General features: G+C 60.8%; 14 protein-coding genes and 1 pseudogene. 13 read left to right on the forward strand and 2 right to left on the reverse strand.

What is annotated here, in order from left to right:
* Positions 1 to 128 precede the first annotated feature (128 nt).
* The gene (locus N6L25_RS14070; protein WP_271981476.1) at positions 129 to 2,552 is read left to right on the forward strand and encodes an EAL domain-containing response regulator; all 2,424 of its coding nucleotides are present in this window, start codon (positions 129 to 131) and stop codon (positions 2,550 to 2,552) included.
* Positions 2,553 to 2,555: 3 nt separating this feature from the next.
* Here the strand turns inward: N6L25_RS14070 and N6L25_RS14075 are convergent, their stop codons facing one another.
* Both N6L25_RS14075 and N6L25_RS14080 read right to left on the reverse strand, forming a co-directional pair.
* Positions 2,556 to 3,362, reverse strand: coding sequence for an amidohydrolase family protein (locus N6L25_RS14075; protein ID WP_271981478.1), 807 nt, complete (start codon positions 3,360 to 3,362; stop codon positions 2,556 to 2,558).
* Between the two features lie 102 nt (positions 3,363 to 3,464).
* Entirely contained in the window at positions 3,465 to 4,208 is a 744-nt protein-coding gene (locus N6L25_RS14080; RefSeq protein WP_271981480.1) for an NUDIX hydrolase, read from the reverse strand.
* A 112-nt stretch (positions 4,209 to 4,320) separates the two neighbouring features.
* Here N6L25_RS14080 and N6L25_RS14085 point away from each other — a divergent pair.
* The 12 genes and pseudogenes from N6L25_RS14085 to N6L25_RS14140 all read left to right on the forward strand — a co-directional run.
* Positions 4,321 to 5,385: pseudogene (locus N6L25_RS14085) on the forward strand (bifunctional nicotinamide-nucleotide adenylyltransferase/Nudix hydroxylase); the annotation flags it as partial.
* A gap of 200 nt (positions 5,386 to 5,585) precedes the next feature.
* Entirely contained in the window at positions 5,586 to 6,959 is a 1,374-nt protein-coding gene (locus N6L25_RS14090; RefSeq protein ID WP_271981482.1) for a nicotinate phosphoribosyltransferase, read from the forward strand.
* Positions 6,960 to 7,183: 224 nt separating this feature from the next.
* Positions 7,184 to 7,630, forward strand: a complete 447-nt coding sequence (locus tag N6L25_RS14095; protein WP_271981484.1) for a hypothetical protein — start codon at positions 7,184 to 7,186, stop codon at positions 7,628 to 7,630.
* A 68-nt stretch (positions 7,631 to 7,698) separates the two neighbouring features.
* Positions 7,699 to 8,154: an EVE domain-containing protein gene (locus N6L25_RS14100; protein ID WP_271981486.1), complete on the forward strand. Its 456-nt coding sequence runs from the start codon at positions 7,699 to 7,701 to the stop codon at positions 8,152 to 8,154.
* Between the two features lie 113 nt (positions 8,155 to 8,267).
* A complete protein-coding gene (locus tag N6L25_RS14105; protein ID WP_271981488.1) occupies positions 8,268 to 9,092 on the forward strand; it encodes an ion transporter in 825 nt (274 codons plus the stop codon).
* Between the two features lie 403 nt (positions 9,093 to 9,495).
* Positions 9,496 to 10,965 carry an MFS transporter gene (locus tag N6L25_RS14110; RefSeq protein WP_271981490.1) on the forward strand — a complete coding sequence of 490 codons (1,470 nt, stop codon included), beginning with the start codon at positions 9,496 to 9,498 and terminating at the stop codon, positions 10,963 to 10,965.
* On the forward strand, positions 10,962 to 12,680 hold the full coding sequence (locus N6L25_RS14115; protein WP_271981492.1) for a bifunctional protein-serine/threonine kinase/phosphatase: 1,719 nt from the start codon (positions 10,962 to 10,964) through the stop codon (positions 12,678 to 12,680). The genes N6L25_RS14110 and N6L25_RS14115 overlap by 4 nt, the downstream gene beginning before the upstream one ends.
* A gap of 150 nt (positions 12,681 to 12,830) precedes the next feature.
* Positions 12,831 to 13,280, forward strand: a complete 450-nt coding sequence (locus N6L25_RS14120) for a hypothetical protein (protein WP_271981494.1) — start codon at positions 12,831 to 12,833, stop codon at positions 13,278 to 13,280.
* A gap of 356 nt (positions 13,281 to 13,636) precedes the next feature.
* On the forward strand, positions 13,637 to 15,085 hold the full coding sequence (sufB, locus tag N6L25_RS14125) for a Fe-S cluster assembly protein SufB (RefSeq protein ID WP_271981496.1): 1,449 nt from the start codon (positions 13,637 to 13,639) through the stop codon (positions 15,083 to 15,085).
* Positions 15,086 to 15,163: 78 nt separating this feature from the next.
* Positions 15,164 to 15,934, forward strand: a complete 771-nt coding sequence (sufC, locus tag N6L25_RS14130; protein ID WP_271981499.1) for a Fe-S cluster assembly ATPase SufC — start codon at positions 15,164 to 15,166, stop codon at positions 15,932 to 15,934.
* A 12-nt stretch (positions 15,935 to 15,946) separates the two neighbouring features.
* Entirely contained in the window at positions 15,947 to 17,233 is a 1,287-nt protein-coding gene (gene sufD / locus N6L25_RS14135) for a Fe-S cluster assembly protein SufD (RefSeq protein WP_271981501.1), read from the forward strand.
* 5 nt (positions 17,234 to 17,238) lie between these two features.
* Complete coding sequence (locus N6L25_RS14140; protein ID WP_442915249.1) at positions 17,239 to 18,519, forward strand: aminotransferase class V-fold PLP-dependent enzyme; 1,281 nt, start codon at positions 17,239 to 17,241, stop codon at positions 18,517 to 18,519.
* Positions 18,520 to 18,525: the final 6 nt, after the last annotated feature.

Genomic DNA, 18,525 nt, shown 5'->3' on the forward strand with positions numbered 1-18,525 from the left:
AGATCCCTGATGCAAACCTGTAACTTGTGACCCACATCACACCTTCGCAGTGGTGGACGAAAACACCTTTACACTGATCAGCCCTGATCACGCGTCCATCATCCACGCGCAGCACAAGAGGTTCGGTAATGGCGGGAGTCGACTTGGGACAGAAGTACGAAGAGCTCAAGCAGCAGTATGTACGGAGTTTACCCAAGCGCCTGGACGAGCTGCGGACGGTTTGGAACCGACTCCAGCACGTTAGCTGGGATACCAAGGCACTGACGTTCATGGAGCAGTGTGCCCACAAGCTCTCCGGTAGTGGCGCCACTTTTCAGTTTCCGGAAATCAGCCACTGCGCCCGCGTACTGGAAGCCCAATTGCGGCAAATGCTGAACAAGCCAGATGCAAACCCATCGGAGCGGAACCAAATCGAAGCCTCACTGCGTGGCCTGGAACGCGCTCTCGATCAAGCAATCAACACCGCCACCCCGCAATCCGTGGCGATACCGCCGGTAAAGGCCGTCAAAAGTCACCACCGCATTGCCGTAATCGAAGACGACCTAAGTCAGGCTGCTTTCCTGAAAGCCTGGCTGGACCAGCGCGGCTTCACGGTGGAAATTTTCGAGACCCCCGAGGCCTACAGCAGGCGAACGGACGACCACAGCCACCATCTGATTCTGCTGGATCTCAGCTTTCCCGAAGGCGCGCTGGAAGGCATCGCCTGGCTGGAACGCCTGAAGAGCCAGCTCGATGCCAACACCCCGGTAATCATGATGTCGGCCAGAAGCGACATGGTGGCGCGCATGCGGGCCCTTCGAGCCGGTGCGGATACCTATCTCACCAAACCCCTGGACCTGGAAGCACTGGAAAACCGTATTAACCAGTTGCTGGCGAACACCACCACAACGAGACCGCGTGTACTTTGGGTGGACGATGACACGGACCTGCTCGCCTACTACAAAATCCTGCTTTCCGACGAAGGCTACGAAGTGGAAGGCCTCTCTCAGCCGGTGCGTATACTCGAGCGCGTAGAGCAATTTCAGCCGGATGCCATAGTACTGGATCAGGAGATGCCCGGCGTTCAGGGGGTCGAACTGGCTCGGGTACTCCGCCAGGATGCCCGCTTCATGACCATCCCCATTCTGTTTGTATCTGCCTCGCAGTCGGTGTCCGAACAGCTGGAGCAGCACAGCATGGCCGGCAACGAGGTGTTCCGAAAGCCACTGGATAACAAACAGTTTCTGGCCGCCCTGCAACACCACCTGGCGCAGGCGCAACGGATCACAGCCCGCATCAACCTGGTCAGTCAGCGTAAAGAACGCCAGGGCCTGCAAAACCACGACTATTTCCTGACAGAGCTGGCCACCTTACTTGCCTACATTGAGGTCAAGCCAGACAACCAATCCCGTTACCTGCTGCAACTCGGCATCTGCCGTGAAGCGTACCTGCGCGCGCAATATGGCGCTCGTGCCCTGGCCCGCTTAACCGCTCGCATGGAACATCACTTCGCGAACCAGTTGGGCACCGGCGACTCCGGTTGTGCCTTGGGTGGAGGCAGCTTCCTGTTTCAGGTCAACGCACCCGCAGTCGAGGATGCCAGTGCGTTTCTGGAAAGCTTCTACCAACGTCTGAACAGCGCAAACTGGTGCCTGGGCGAACCGCCCATCCCGGTCGCCCTAAGTATGGGGGTACTACCGCTGACCGAGGCTATGAACGAAGACAAGGCCCTGCTGGAAGTTGAACAAGCCTGTGGCGAGGCGATGCAAACAGAAGGCGGCTGCGTGGTGTGGCAGCAGGCACCTGAACGGTCCGAGGACAGCAAGCTGGACGAGCGTATCCGTGAACTGCTCGAAGCCCGGGCCTTCAAACTGCACTATCAGCCGATCGTGAATATGGATTCCGGCGACACCCTGTTCGAGGCCCTGGTGCGGCTAGTAGACGAAAACGACGCCGTGTACCTGCCAGGCCAATTCATGCCCCAAATGGCCGATGGCAACCACGGAACCCTCCATGACCTGGATTGTTGGGTGATTGAACATGCGGTCAGCGAGCTGTCAAAGCAGACCGGCAAAGCCGCGGCCAGCCATTCCGTGGCCATCAAACTCTCCACCCCGATGGCCGAAGTGGCGAAGATGGTGCCGCACCTCCGCAGCGGCATGCGTAACGCCCGCATCGAGGGGAAACGTCGGATCTACCTGGCCCTCTCGAATCCGGCCGTGATTAAAGATGTTGCCAGGGCTAAACAGTTGTTGAATGCATTACGGGACATGGAGTGCGGGCTGATCATCGAACACGTTGACACCAGCACCGCGTCGGTTGAATTACTGAAAGAACTGCGCTCCGTGGATTTCGTAAAACTGGCCCCGAAATACGGCGCCAACGCCGAACAGACGCCGGCGTTGGAAAACCTGCTCAATCAACTCTCCGCAACGTTCGGATCCAGCCTGCCGGTCGTGGCGACCCGGGTAGAGGATGCCAAGGCCCTGGCCTGGTTCTGGGACCGGGGCATTCGCAATTTCCAGGGACACTTCATTCAGGCGCCGGAAGTGGCAATGAATTTCGAGTTTTGAGACTCACAACTTGAACACGCGACATGCGTTTTCGCCCAAAAAAAGATTCCGTGCTTCGTCGTCCAATGACAATTCATCAAGATGCTCAAGCGCTTTGGCGGGCATGATCATTGGGTAGTTGGTGCCGAAGAGGACCTTGCGACGTCCATGACCACCCATGAATTCAACCAGCGCCTGCGGATATCGCCTGGCGGTGTAGGCGGAGGTATCGATATAAACATGCTCATGCTTTGTCGCGACCGCAATGGCTTCATCGGTCCAGGGGTATCCAATGTGGCCACCAACGATCACCAGTTCGGGAAAATCCAGGGCCACTTGATCCAGGTAGATTGGCCGCCCGACTTCTGAGGGCATGAGTGGACCGGTGTGGCCGATTTGTGTGCAAAACGGAACCCCTAGATCGCAGCACGCAGCGTAAACCGGATAAAACCGACGATCCGTTGGCGGCACTTCCCAGAGCCAGGGCAGAACCCGTATGGCCTTGAACCCCAGTTCGCTGATACAGCGTCGGACTTCCCGCACCGCATCCATAGGCCTCGATATATCCACCGCCCCCACACCCACCAGTCGGTCTGGCGCCTCAGCGACGAAGCCTGCGACCTCATCGTTTGAAATCATGACATTGCGGGGAGCGACCCAGGCGCTGATGAGGCTACGATCAACCCCAGCCTGAGCCATCATCGCCAGAGTTGTGCTTACCGGAAGCTCAGCGGTGGGCATCGGGGATTGGGTCCACCGGCGCAAAGATTCAAAGACCGGATCCTGCGCATGCCTTAACGTGGGATGCTGTGCCCATGCGTCAACAATCATGGGACTCCTTCAAGTGGGAACCAGTGTCAACCACAGCCTAGTTCACTTTCAATCGAACCACCATGTGCTCGCTGAGCGCCTACAAGGCGCCGTTACCTCTGACTACTTCCCTTCCCCCACCACCCTGACGAAAGCATGGTCCTCCAACCCCGCTTTCGGTCGGAACAGCGCTGCTGGGCGACCGCGACCTCCGGGCGGGGGGGCTTCGCCGACTTCATCGAGGATGTCTGCGCTGAGGATACGGCGCCGGAACGATTTCTTTTCCAGTGGCGCCCCCAGTACTTCCTCAAAAGCCTGCTGCAACTGGGTCAGGGTGAAGGGGGTGTCCAGGGTATGGACCGGCAGTACGGTGTAGGCGGTCTTGCCACTGAGGCGCTGACGGGCGGCAGCCAGTAACTGGCGGTGGTCAAACGCCAGGTCGTGCGCCATGGCGTCCGCCAGCGGCCACCAACGGGTATCGGCCACCGAGTCCACGAACGCGGCCGTCGGTGCATGGGCCATCAGCGCCATATAGAGCACCGTGACCGACCAGCCACGGGGGTCACGGGCGTTATCGCCCACGGTGCAGACCTGTTCGAGGTAAGGAGCCGTTACCCCCGTTTTCTGCCGTAATTTTCGTGCTGCCGCTGCGCTGAGCGCCTGGTCCTGCCCGGCATCGATAAAGCCACCGGGCAGGGCCCAGCGACCTCGTTCCGGGTGGTTGGCCCGCTGTACCAGCAGCACGTGCAGGCGCCCTTCGATCAGGGTAAATATCGCCACATCCACCGTTACCAAGGGGCTGAGGTAGTCCTGCGGGTTGTATTCGTCCAGGAAGCGTTGTTCGTCGGCATGGTCGCGGCTTGCCATCATTTCCCCTTGCAACTTAGTGGCTTTATGCCAACAATAACACGGGCACTGGCACGCGTCAGCCTCACCGGCAGCCGGACAGACCGGCCGCCCACCCAACCAGCAAGGAGTTTGCTGCATGCAACGAGATTTCGATTTCGCGGTCTTTATTGGTCGCTTCCAACCCTTACACAATGGCCACCTGCAGGTCATCCGCACCGGCCTGGAGCGGGCCGACAAACTGATCCTGCTGATCGGCTCCGCCTGGCAGGCCCGTAACGCCCGGAACCCCTGGACCCACCAGGAGCGCGAGGAGATGGTCCGGGCCTGTCTGACGGAAGAGGAGAATCAACGGCTGCTGTGCCTGCCGCTGATGGACTCTCCCTATAATGACGAGATCTGGGTGCGCAACGTACAGGCTACTGTGGCCGGGCTGGCCACCGCTCACTACACCACCCCGCACCGGCCGATGAAAACGGCGCTGATCGGCCACAAGAAAGACGCCACCGGCTACTACCTGAGCCTGTTTCCCCAGTGGTCGAGCATTTCCGTCGATAACGTGGCAAACCTCAGTGCCACACCGCTAAGGGAGCGCTTCTTTTCCGAAGCCCCGGACACGTTACTGCCGCAACTCACCGATGACCACCTCCTGCCCGCCGGTGTCACGACCTGGCTGCGCGACTTTGCCCAGTGCAACCCCGGTTATGCCCAGGTACGGGACGAACTGGCGTTCGTGCGCAAGTACCAGTCCGCCTGGATCAACGCGCCCTATGCCCCCACCTTCGTAACTGTCGATGGCGCGGTGGTGCAGTCCGGGCATATCCTGCTGGTGGAACGGCGGGCCAATCCGGGCAAGGGCTTGTGGGCCTTGCCCGGTGGCTTTGTTGATCCGGGCGAGCGCCTGCTGGACGCCTGCCTGCGGGAACTCCGCGAAGAAACCCGCCTGAAGGTGCCCGCACCGGTATTGAAGGGCTCAATCCGGGAACAGCGGGTCTACGACGATCCCTACCGCTCGGCCCGGGGCCGCACCATCACCCACGGCTTCTACTTTGAGCTGGCGCCGCAGGCCGAACTGCCCAAGGTGAAAGGCAGCGACGATGCCCGCACGGCGCGCTGGGTGCCGCTGGCCGAGCTGGACCCGCAAACCCTATTCGAAGACCACTACTTCATCATCCAGGACCTGATCGGGGCCGCCTGAACGACGCCCCGGCACTCGCTGAAAAACAAATCCAAAATAAGGCTTGACTCATTTAGTGGCTCTAGGCCAATATAAAGCCATCGGGTAACAGACAACACCCGAGCAGCGGATCGCTGCCCCAGGGTCTGAAGACGAAACATCAACAGACCCCGGCGCCGGATAGACCAGCGCCGATCACCACCGACTGGAGGATTTCCGTCATGCGTAACCTGATCCTGAATACCGATTCCTACAAGACCTCCCACTACCAGCAGTACCCGCCGAACACCCGGTTCATTTCCAGCTACATCGAGTCCCGCGGCGGGATTTATTCGTCCACCGTGTTCTTCGGCTTACAGGCGTTCATCAAGGAATACCTCAGCCGCCCCATCACCACCGCGGACATCGATGAGGCCGATGCCGTTTGCCGGGCCCACGGCGTTCCGTTCAACCGTACTGGCTGGGAGTACATTCGCGATGTCTACCAAGGCTTCTTACCGCTTGAAATTGAAGCAGCGCCGGAGGGTGCAGAGATCCCGACGGGCAACGTACTGGTTCAGGTTCGTAATACCGACCCCAACTGCGCCTGGCTCACCAGTTATGTTGAGACCGCCCTGTTGCGGTCGGTCTGGTACCCCACCACCGTGGCTACGGTGTCCCGAGCCTGCCGAAGCATTATCGAAGGCTTCATGAAGGACACCTGCGATTCGCTGGCGGGCTTACCCTTCAAGCTCCACGATTTCGGCGCCCGGGGCGCCAGCTCAGAGGAAAGTTCCGCCCTCGGCGGCATGGGCCACTTGCTGAGCTTCCAGGGCACCGACAACCTGTCGGCCATCATGGCCGCGCGGCGGTACTACGGTGCCGACATGGCCGGCTTCTCGATCCCGGCGGCGGAGCACAGCACCATCACCAGCTGGGGTCGGGACGGCGAAACCGCCGCCTACGCCAATATGCTGGAGCAGTTTGGCGGCGAGGGTCGTACGGTGGCGGTGGTCAGCGATTCCTACGACTTGTGGAACGCCATCGACAACCTGTGGGGCAGCGAGCTGAAAGAACGCGTGCAGAACAACGGCGGCACGCTGGTCATTCGGCCCGATTCCGGCGTTCCGGAGGCGATCGTGCCCGAGACCATCGAGCGCCTGATGGCGAAGTTCGGCTACACCGTCAACAACAAAGGCTACCGGGTACTGCCGGACTGCATTCGAGTGATCCAGGGTGATGGGGTCAATGCCGACAGCATTCGCGCCATTCTGACGGCCATGAAGGCCCAAGGCCAAAGTGCCGACAACATTGCCTTCGGCATGGGCGCTGAGTTGTTGCAGAAGGTCAACCGGGATACCCAGCGATTTGCCATGAAAGCCTCCGCCATCCAGATCGGTGAGCAGTGGCAGGACGTCTACAAGGATCCCATCACCGACCCGGGCAAGCGCTCAAAGCGCGGGCGTCTGGCCCTGGTTCAGGAAAATGGGACTTACAGGACCGTTCGCGCCGATGCCCTGGCTGGTCGCATCAATCGGCTGGCGACCGTGTTCCGCAACGGAGACGCCCTCACCGGCGCCGACTGGGACAGCATTCGCCAGCGTGCTGAACGCTGATTCGCCACGCCCACTGCCACGGACCTTCCGAGCCATTGAGGTTCGTGGCTGCCTGCCGCACCTTGCGACCCAATTGACCATAACGTGGCCCAGCTGACTGTGACACTTCGTCACCAATGAGAGAGACCTACCCGGCGGACCTGGGATACCATCGGCCCTATCTATAACAACGAATCGATAGCAGCGAATCCGCGACAACGAATCCACAATAACGAGGTTTCATCGTGCTGACCCTGGCCGAAAAACTCTGCATCACCGCCGCTTTTATCTTCTTCATGACCGGCCTGCTCACCGGTATCTGGAAGTACCGCTGCATGGCCGCCAGCGCCAACGCCAGTGCTCCGGTGTACGTTAACGTCGCTCACCGCAGTTCGCTGATGTACGCTTTCGCCGCCTTGCTGCTGGCCTACTTCGCCAAATTGAGCGTATTTCCTGAACTGACCAACACCCTGGCCGCCGTGGCCGCACTGGCATTCTTCGCCTTTGCCATCGCCACCTACATCGTGCACGGCGTGCTGGACGACACCAGCAATCAGTTGCGCAAACCCCACCGCCTGGGCAAACGCAGGTTGCCAGGCTGGCTCACCCCACTGTTCATGGTGTCGCTGATCGTCGCCGAGGTAGGCGGCGCCGCCGTCCTGGGGACCGGGGCGCTGCTGGCCATCTGGTAATTCCCGGAGCATACCGGCACGGCGCAGGGCTTGCTAAACTGGGCACCTTTCCAGGAGGAACGCTGACCATGGCGAAATGGCTGATCAAATCGGAACCGTCGGAATGCGGCATCAACGACTTTGCCCGTGATCCGGCCAAGGTGATTCCCTGGGACGGCGTGCGCAATTACCAGGCCCGCAACTTCCTGGCGCAGATGCAGCGCGGGGACGAACTCTTTCTCTACCATTCCAGCTGCAAGCATATCGGCATCGCCGGCATTGTCAGGGTGGTGCAGGACGCCTACCCCGACCCGCTGCAGTTCGACCCGGATTCGAAATACTTCGACCCCAAGAGTTCGCCGGAGAAACCCCGCTGGCAGGCGGTGGACATGCAGTTTGTGGCGAAGCTGCCGACACTGATTACACTGGACCGCCTCAAGGCGCTGCCGGAACTGGCCGATCTGGCGCTGGTACGCAAGGGCAACCGGTTGTCGGTGATGCCGGTGACCGAGGCGGAGTGGCACGCGATCCTTGGGAGCCTCTGAATAACTCCAGATCGTCTCTGCGTGCTACCCAATCGACCCACTGACCATTAGAATTCCGTCCATTAGAACTCTCTCCCAATTCCATTGTTGTTCATAAGGAGCATCGGCCGTCCATGTCGTCGGAACTGAGTCCCGTATCGGCTCTCGATCAGCTGCGCAGGATCGAGTCCAGCAAGGTTTTCCAGGGCACCGTCATTGCCATCATCATCCTTTCCGCCTTGACCATTGGCGCCAAGACTTACGACATTCCGCCGCTGTTGGCCGAGATCCTGGCGGTGCTGGATAACGGCATTACCCTGTTCTTCCTGGTGGAGTTGCTGTTTCGCTTTGGCGTGCATCAGGACAAGAAACGCTTTCTGCTCGATGGCTGGAACCTGTTCGACACCCTGGTGGTGATTGGCAGTCTGATCCCCCTGGACAACTCCGAGGCGGTACTCCTGGGCCGATTACTGCGGGTGTTCCGGGTGTTACGCCTGGTCTCGGTGGTACCGGAGCTGCGCTTCCTGATCAACTCCCTGCTCAAGGCCATTCCCCGCATGGGCTACATTGCCCTGCTGATGTTCATCATTTTCTACATCTACGCCGCCATGGGCGCGATGTTCTTTGCCGACATCGACGGAACCCTGTGGGGCGATGTGGCGGTGGCCATGCTTACCCTGTTCCGGGTGGCCACCTTCGAGGACTGGACCGACGTCATGTACGCCACCATGGATGTCTACCCACTGAGCTGGTTGTACTACCTCACCTTCATCTTCCTGACCGCGTTCGTATTCCTGAACATGATGGTGGGGGCGATCCTGGAAGTCATGAGCGAGGAGCAGAACGCCAAACAGGCCCAGAAGGCCCATGCCGAACGGGACGAAATGGCCCGCCGACTGGTGGAAGTGCAACAGCAGTTGCAGGAGCTGACCGATCTGGTGCGAAACCAGAAGCGCTGACGCCAAGCGACGCTCCCACACGGGTTCGGGATCACCACGGTGGGGCAGCCGGCTGGCTGTCTCGCCATTCGCGCACCATTGGCGGGCACGAACCCGCGATCTTGCTTGTCCCTGGTGCGCCCCGTCCGCTCCATTGCCCGCAAATGGACTCGACGCCCTTTTATTTACCCACCTTTACGCACTCTGGTACAGCAATTGCTTTTACCTCCCATAGATTTTCCGTATCCGGAACCGGCTGCTGGCAATGGCGTCACTGCTGAAGGAAAGGAGGCGCTGGCCAGCGCTTAGTCGTCAGGCAGTCTGACGATCCCGCCCCACCAGGGGGCAACCCGCCCCGGCCAACTTTCCTCGGCTCTGCGCAACCGCCCGGATGTATCGAACCGCTTTTAGGTAGGGCTGACCTATGAATGAACAATCCTTCCGGTTCTTCTCGTTTGAGGGAAAAACCCGGATCCTCCACCTGAGCTGGATGGCTTTCTTCATTACCTTCCTGGTGTGGTTTAACCATGCCCCATTAATGGCAGCCATCCGCGAGCAATTTGGCCTCACCAACGCCGAGGTCAACACCCTGTTGCTGCTGAACGTAGCATTAACCATTCCGGCCCGGATCCTGATCGGCATGCTGGTGGACGCCCTCGGTCCCCGCAAGGTCTACTCTCTGGTACTGGTGATATCCGGCGTCATCTGTCTCGGCTTTTCGCTGGCGCAAACCTTCGAGCAATTGGCCATCAGTCGCTTCCTGCTGGGCTTTGTCGGAGCCGGGTTCGTGGTCGGCATCCGCCTGATCAGCGAATGGTATCCCGCTCGCGAGTTGGGCCTGGCGGAAGGCATCTACGGCGGCTGGGGAAACTTCGGCGCGGCCTTTGCCGGTCTCTCCCTGCCTACCTTGGCACTGTTCTTTGGCGGTGACGACGGCTGGCGCTGCGCCGTGGGCACCACCGGGTTGATCGCCATTGCCTACGCCGGCGTGTTTTACGCCATGGTGCGCGATACCCCGAAAGGCTCCACCTATTTCAAACCGAAGAAAGGTGGTGCCATGGAGGTGACCAGCAAAGGCGACTTCTTCCTGTACATGCTGATGAACCTGCCGCTGTCCATCGCCCTGGCGCTGATTGTCTGGAAACTCGGCCCCACCAATCTGAACATGCTGAGTGAGAGCACCACCTACATCCTGTACGGTGTGGTTGTATTGATGCTGGCGTTCCAGTTGCTGCGCATCTGGCAGGTCAACGGCCATGTCTTCAACAAACCGGTACCGGAGTTTGACCGCTACCCGTTCAAGCAGGTGGCCCTGCTCAACCTGACCTATATGGCCAGCTTTGGCTCTGAACTGGCGGTGGTGTCCATGCTGCCCCTGTACTTCCTGGACACGTTCGACATTTCCCCGGTGCTGGCCGGCATGCTGGGCGGCAGTTTCGCGCTGATGAACCTGATTGGTCGCCCCGGCGGCGGCTACGTGGCGGATCGGTTCGGCCGCAAGTTGACCATCCTGCTCACCCTGGCCGGTATCGCCGGCGGCTATTTGATGATGGGTCAGATCAACAGCGACTGGCCGCTGGCCCTGGCCGTGCTGCTGGTACTGTTCTGCTCGGTGTTCGTACAGGCCGGCTGCGGCGCGGTTTACGCCTCGGTCCCGCTGATCAAGCGCCGTCTGACCGGTCAGGTCGCGGGTATGGCCGGCGCCTACGGCAACGTTGGCGGGGTGGTGTTCCTGCTGGTACTGTCGCTGGTATCGCCAGCCATGTTCTTCGTGGTGCTGGGCATCTTTGCCATCGCGATTCTTATTATGGTGGGTATCTTTATGGATGAACCCAGCCCGCAAACCAGCGAAGTCATGCCCGACGGTTCCGTGCGGATGATCGAAGTATCATGAGTGAAAACCTGCTGCTCCGGCTCGGCCAGCACAGCATTGCTGGCCGCAAGCCTGAAAACCAGGACAGCCTGGGGGCCCGCTATCCCGAAGGGGAAGCGCTGGCCCTCAAGGGCGTTTGCGCTGTCGTTGCCGATGGCGTAAGTGCGTCCCAGGCCGGCCGGGAAGCGGCAGAAACCTGTGTCAAAGGGTTTCTTCACGACTACTACAGCACCCCGGATTCCTGGAGCGTCGAAACCGCCGCCAGCCGGGTCCTGGGCGCGCTCAATCGCTGGCTTCATGGTCGCGGCCACGCCAGCCACGGCGATGCCCGGGGCATGGTGTGCACCTTCAGCGGCGTGGTGATCAAGAACAATCGCGCCTACATCTTTCACGTCGGCGACAGCCGGGTCTACCTGCTGCGCGATAACGACCTGGATTGCCTGACCCGCGATCACCACGTACTGGTCGGCCCCGACAAGCAGGCCCTCGCCCGGGCCATGGGCGTGGAACTGAACGTGGAGATCGACGTCTGCCGGGTCCGCCTGGAATCTGGCGACCGGCTGATCCTCACTACTGACGGCGTGCACGGCACCCTGAATCGTCAGTCCTTGCTGGCCTGCCTGCAGGAGGACGATCCGGAAACCGCCGCCCAGGCGCTGGTGACCAAGGCCTTTGACGAGGGCAGCACCGACAACCTCAGCGCCCAGGTCATCGCCGTCGACCACCTGCCTGCCGAGGACCTGGAGTCCCACTACGAACGGCTGTCCGCACTGCCCTTCCCGCCGCCGCTGGAGCCCGGTCAGGTACTGGACGGTTATCGCATTGTGCGGGAAATCCACGCCAGCAGCCGGACTCAAGTGTACATGGCCAACCCGGTAGACGGTGGCGATCCGGTGATCCTGAAAACGCCCTCCCCCAATTACCTGGACGACCCGGGCTATATCGACCGCTTCATGACCGAGGCCTGGGTTGCCAAACGCATCAACAACGCCCATGTGGTCAAGTCGATCGACCCACCCCAGAACCGCCAGTGCCTGTACTGCCTCACCGATTTCGTCAGCGGTCCGACCTTGCGGGAGTGGATGAACGATCACCCGCTGCCCAAACCGGCGGAAGTCCGCAATCTAGTCCGCCAGATCGCCTCGGGCCTGCGCGCCCTGCACCGGCTGGAAATGATCCATCAGGATCTGAAACCGGAAAACATCGTGATCGATGGCGATGGCACGGTCAAAATCATCGATCTGGGCTCGGTGCGCATCCGTGGCATCGAGGAAATCGACGTACCCTGGGATCGCGACAGCTATCTGGGCACCGCCAGCTACGCGGCACCGGAATGCCTTGAAGGTGACCTGTCCACGCCGGCCTCGGACCGCTACGCCCTGGGGGTGATCGCCTACGAGATGCTGACCGGCCAACTGCCCTACGCCAAGGAACCCAAGCCGTCGGTGCGCAACCGGCTGCGCTACCGCAGTGCGCGGTCGGTCAACCCGGATCTGCCCAAGTGGCTGGATGCCTGCCTGGAAAAAGCCGTCGCCCTGAAGCCGCAGGATCGTTACCCGGCACTGTCGGAGTTTCTCCACGATCTGGAGCACCCCAACCCCAAGCTGATCCCGGTCGGCTCGGAACCCCTGGTGGACCGCATCCCAGCCGACCGCTGGCGCTTCCTGGCACTGCTGTCGTTGCTCGGCAACCTGGTGCTGGCACTGGCGCTGTGGATTGTGTTCACGAACTATTAATTCGACATGAGCCAGCCCGCCTTGCGACCGTCACCATGGAAACCCTTGCTGACAAGAGGCTAGACTGGGCCACGGTAGGGGCGCATCCGAGTCATCGGATCGCCCGGCCGATGGGATAAAGCCCCGAACCCGATCATGGAGAACCAAAGCGTGCGCCTGTTTTTGACCCTGTCGTTGACCCTGATACTCGCACTGCCTGCCTGCGCCCTGGCGGCCAACGACGCCCCGCTGGAAAGCCAGGACGCCCTGCATACCCAGACCTCGGCCTTTATGGCACGGGTACGGGCCAATAACATCGAAACGGCCTACCAACTGCTGCGCCCCTACCTGGGCGTTGCGACCGCGCCCTATGACCAATCCGCCAGGGACGCGGTCGATTATTTCAAGCGAGTCACCGAGCGGGTCGGACAGCCGTTGGCATCGTCCCATGTCCGAACCGAAACCATTGGCAATGATTTCTACCGCGAAACCTGGTTGCAGAAGTTCAACACCGCCGCCATCGCCTGGTCGTTTACGTTTTACCGCCCACAGGACAGCTGGAAACTGGTGGGAATCAGCCATACCACGGATATTGAATCGCTGTATCACAGCGACCAATAGCTGAGCCTCGCCCTTGGTGCCCGCCCCCATTGATTACGCTATAATCGCCCGGCGCCAAAGCCCCCGAGCAGCGGGACAATAATACCTGACTAATTTGGTCTGATATTGTACAATCACTCGCCAGAGGATTGGCTTTCCCTGCTTTTTTCAATATCCAGGCAGGCTTAGCGCAGCTGCAAGACGACAGGAACCCCGTCACCCAACAATCGACTGCACGGCGAAGACAGCCAGAGCACACCGGCTGAACGACCACTGCGGCACTCAAACTGATGACATCCGCCGATACCGCGTCCAGGTCCGGTATCCGCCACCCGGGCCGAGAGGCCCCTGATGAGAAAGAATACGGAGCGACGATCATGGCGAACACCGACCGACAGGTGAACGAGCTGATCAAACGGGAATACGAACACGGATTCGTGACCGAGATTGAAGCCGAAACCTTCGAGCCCGGTCTCAATGAAGACGTAATCCGCCGCCTGTCGGCCATCAAGAATGAGCCGGAATTCATGCTGGAGTGGCGCCTGAAAGCCTATCGTCGCTGGCTGGAGATGGACGAACCGAACTGGGCTCATGTGAATTTCCCGAAGGTGGACTACAACGCCATCTCCTACTATTCCGCGCCGAAGAAAAGAGAAGACATGCCCCAGAGCCTGGACGAGGTCGATCCGGAGCTGCTGAAAACCTATGAAAAGCTGGGCATTCCTCTGCATGAGCGCGCCAAGCTGGCCGGCGTGGCCGTGGACGCGGTGTTCGACTCAGTGTCCGTCGCCACCACCTTCAAGGAGCCGCTGGAAAAAGCCGGCGTCATTTTCTGCCCGATTTCAGAAGCGGTGCAGAAATACCCTGAGCTGGTGCAGAAATACCTGGGCAGCGTGGTCCCCGCCGGCGACAACTACTTCGCGGCGCTCAACTCGGCGGTGTTCTCCGACGGCTCCTTTGTCTACATTCCCAAGGGCGTACGCTGCCCCATGGAGCTGTCCACCTACTTCCGCATCAACGCCGCCAACACCGGCCAGTTCGAGCGCACCCTGATCATCGCCGACGACGACAGCTACGTCAGCTACCTGGAGGGCTGTACCGCCCCGATGCGGGACGAAAACCAGCTGCACGCCGCCGTGGTGGAACTGGTGGTGCTGGACAACGCCCAGATCAAGTACTCCACGGTACAAAACTGGTACCCCGGCGATGAAAACGGCAAGGGTGGCATCTACAACTTTGTCACCAAGCGTGCCGCCTGCATTGGCAAAAATTCCAAGGTGTCCTGGACCCAGGTCGAGACCGGTTCCGCCATTACCTGGAAGTACCCCAGCTGCGTCCTTCGTGGTGACAACAGCGTCGGCGAGTTCTACTCCGTAGCGCTGACCCACAACTACCAGCAGGCCGACACCGGCACCAAGATGATCCACCTGGGCAAGAACACCTCCAGCACCATCATCTCCAAGGGCATTTCCGCCGGCCGCAGCAGTAACGCCTACCGGGGCCTGGTGAAATTCGGGCCCGGCGCCGAGGCCGCCCGTAACTTTACCCAGTGCGACTCGCTGCTGATTGGCGACCGTTGTGCGGCCCACACCTTCCCGTACATCGAAAGCCAGAACAAAACCGCCATCGTCGAGCACGAGGCCACCACGTCCAAGGTCAGCGACGAGCAGATGTTCCTCTGCCGCCAGCGTGGCATTGATCCGGAGCAGGCGGTGTCCATGATCGTCAACGGTTTCTGTAAGGAAGTGTTCAAGGAACTGCCAATGGAATTCGCGGTGGAAGCGGGCAAGTTGCTGGAAGTGAGCCTCGAAGGCTCCGTCGGCTAAGCCCCGGACGGTTCGGCGGACCCAGGTCCGCCTGCGGAAACAGAATTCAGACAGATTTAACGAGAGAGAATCCGACGCATGCTGAGCATCAAGAACCTGCACGCTTCCGTTGAGGGCAAAGAGATCCTCAAGGGTATCAACCTGGAGATCAAACCCGGCGAAGTCCACGCCATCATGGGCCCCAACGGTTCCGGCAAGAGCACCCTGTCCCAGGTCCTGGCCGGTAACGACGCCTACGAGGTCACCTCCGGCGAGATCCTGTTCAACGGCGAAGACCTGCTGGCACTGGAAACCGAAGAACGCGCCCGTGAAGGCATCTTCCTGGCGTTCCAGTACCCGGTGGAGATTCCCGGCGTCAGCAACCTGCAGTTCCTGCGTACCGCGGTCAATGCCATGCGCAAGCACCAGGGGCAGGAGGAAATGAACGCCGCCGAATTCATGAAACTGGCCAGACAGGTGTCCAAGCAGGTCGACCTGAACCCGGATTTCCTCAAGCGCGGCGTCAATGAAGGCTTCTCCGGCGGCGAGAAGAAGCGCAACGAGGTGATGCAGGCCCTGCTGCTGCAGCCCAAGCTGGCGATTCTCGACGAGACCGACTCCGGCCTCGACATCGACGCCCTCAAGGTGGCCTCCGATGGCGTCAACGCCCTGCGCTCCGACGACCGTGCGATCCTGATGGTGACCCACTACCAGCGCCTGCTGAATTACATCGTACCGGATCAGGTGCACGTACTCGCCGGCGGTCGGATCATCAAGTCCGGTGGTCGCGAGCTGGCCCTGGAACTGGAAGAGAAGGGTTACGGCTGGCTGGGCGTCAAAGATGAAGACGAAGCCCAGGTGGCCGGCTAAGGGAGAGCAGGAATGAAACCAGCACCGACCCTATCCAGCGCGTTTCTGACCCCGACCGGACAGTCGCTGCCCCAGCCGCTGCTCGACCTGCGAGCTCAGCGTGGCACGGCCCTGACCGACATGCCGCTGCCGACCCGCAAGACCGAGAACTGGAAATACTCCAGTCGCTATCTGCAACTGACCGAGGCCCTCGCCGGCACCCTGCCCGCCGCCGGCAAGAGCGGCAGCGCCCTGGCGGTATCCGGCTACCACGTGGTGTTCCACAACGGCATCATGGTGCCCGAGGCCAGCGACTACCCCGATGTGGATGGCATCGAGATCAAGCGATTCGCCGATCTCGACGACGATGAGGCCCGTGAACTGGCCGAGCGCCTGGACAACACCCTCGACGCCGAGGCGGTGCAGCTGGCGCGGCTGAATTCGGCCCGTTTCGAGGACGGCCTGCTGATCCGACTGGCGCCCAACGCGGTACTGGACCAGCCGCTGTTCGTCATCAGCGAAACCGACGCCCACTGCAGTGGCTCGGCCTATCCGCGCATTTATCTGGATGCCGGTCGCCACAGCCAGATTACGGTGGTGGAGGAATACATCTCCCACGGTGACGAACCGGCCATGGTCAACGCGGTCACCGAGTTCACCCTGGCCGACGGCGCCCAGGTCACCAATGTTCGGCTGTCCGCCGAGGGTGAGAACGTGCAGCACATCGGTGCCACAGGCGTACGCCAGGGTGCCCACTCGCGCTTTGACAGTCACTGCGTCGGCTTCGGCGGCCCCATGCGTCGCCACGACCTCCAGGTGCGCCTGGAGCAATCCGGTGCCAATTGCCGCCTCAACGGCGTGGTGGTCACCCAGGGCAAGCAGCATTACGACAACCACACGGTGATCGAGCATGTGGCTCCCCACTGCGAGAGCGAGGAGACCTACCGCAACATCGCCGCCGACCAGTCCCATGCCGTGTTCAACGGCCGCATCCACATTCACCAGGATGCCCAGAAGTCCAACGCCAATATGAGCAACAAGAACCTGCTGCTCTCTACCGGCGCGGAAATCGACACCAAGCCCGAGCTCGAAATCTACGCGGACGACGTCAAGTGCGCCCACGGCGCCACCATTGGCCAGCTCGACGAAACCTCAATCTTCTACCTGGTGTCCCGCGGCATCGATCGCCGCAACGCCCGTACCCTGCTGACCATGGCGTTTATTAATGAATTGATTTCACAGATTCCTGTCGAATCAGTACGGGCGACAGCCCAGGCGCGGCTCAATCACTTTATCGACCAGACGTTTACAGAGGCCTGAGCGGTATGACTGACCTTTCCATGGCACATTCTTCAGGACAACAGACTTCAGAACACCTGCCGGCGGCGGCGCCGCTGGATGTGGCGGCCATTCGCCGGGACTTTCCCATTCTCGAGCAGAAAGTGAATGGCAAGTCCCTGGTGTACCTGGACAACGGCGCTTCGGCCCAAAAGCCCCAGGTCGTTCTGGAAGCCATGGATCGCTACTACCGCGAGCAGCACTCCAATGTCCACCGCGGCGCCCACACCCTGGGTGACCGCGCCACCGCCGCCTTCGAGGGCGCACGGGAAACCGTGCGCGCCTTCCTCAACGCCGCCAGTACCCGGGAAATCGTCTGGACGCGGGGAACCACCGAGGCCATCAACCTGGTGGCTAACGGACTGACCGCCAAGCTGTCCGCCGGTGACGAGATCCTGATCAGCCACATGGAGCATCACGCCAATATCGTGCCCTGGCAGATGCTGGCCGAACGCTCCGGCGCCACCCTGAAAGTGATCGCGGTGACGCCCGAAGGCGAGCTGGACCTGGACAGCTTCGATCAGCAGCTGAGCGAACGCACCCGTATTCTGGCCGTCACTCACGTTTCTAACGTACTCGGCACGGTCAACCCGGTGGCCGAGCTGGTGGCCAAGGCCAAGGCGGTGGGCGCCCTGACCCTGCTGGATGGCGCCCAGGCGGTGCCTCATTACCGGCCGGACGTGCAGGCGCTGGGTTGCGACTTTTACGTGTTCTCCTCCCACAAGCTGTTCGGACCGACCGGCATCGGCGTGTTGTACGGCCGTGAGCAGTTATTGGAGGAGCTACCGCCCTATCAGTTCGGCGGCGAGATGATCGAGCGGGTATCGTTCGCGAAAACCACCTGGAACACTCTGCCCTACAAATTTGAGGCCGGCACACCGGCCATCGCCGAGGCGGTGGGTCTGGGCGCGGCCATCGACTACCTCAACGGCCTTGATCGCCGAGCCATCGAGGCCGCCGAGCAAACGCTGCTGGCCAAAGCCAATGGCCTGGTGGATTCGATCCCGGGCATGGCGGTGATTGGCACCGCCCGTCACAAGGTGCCGGTGATGTCGTTCAAGATCGACGGCTTGCACCCCAGCGACATCGGCACCCTGCTGGACCAGCAGGGCATCGCCATCCGCACGGGCCACCATTGCGCCATGCCATTGATGGACTTCTATGGGGTTCCCGGTACAGCCAGGGCGTCGTTCGCGTTTTACAATACCCTTGAGGAGGTGGACCAACTGTTCGCCGCCTTGCAAAAAATTCAGCGTCTGTTTGTCTGATGAAGG

It is taken from the genome of Marinobacter sp. SS21, assembly GCF_028369065.1.
Classification (GTDB): Bacteria; Pseudomonadota; Gammaproteobacteria; order Pseudomonadales; family Oleiphilaceae; genus Marinobacter.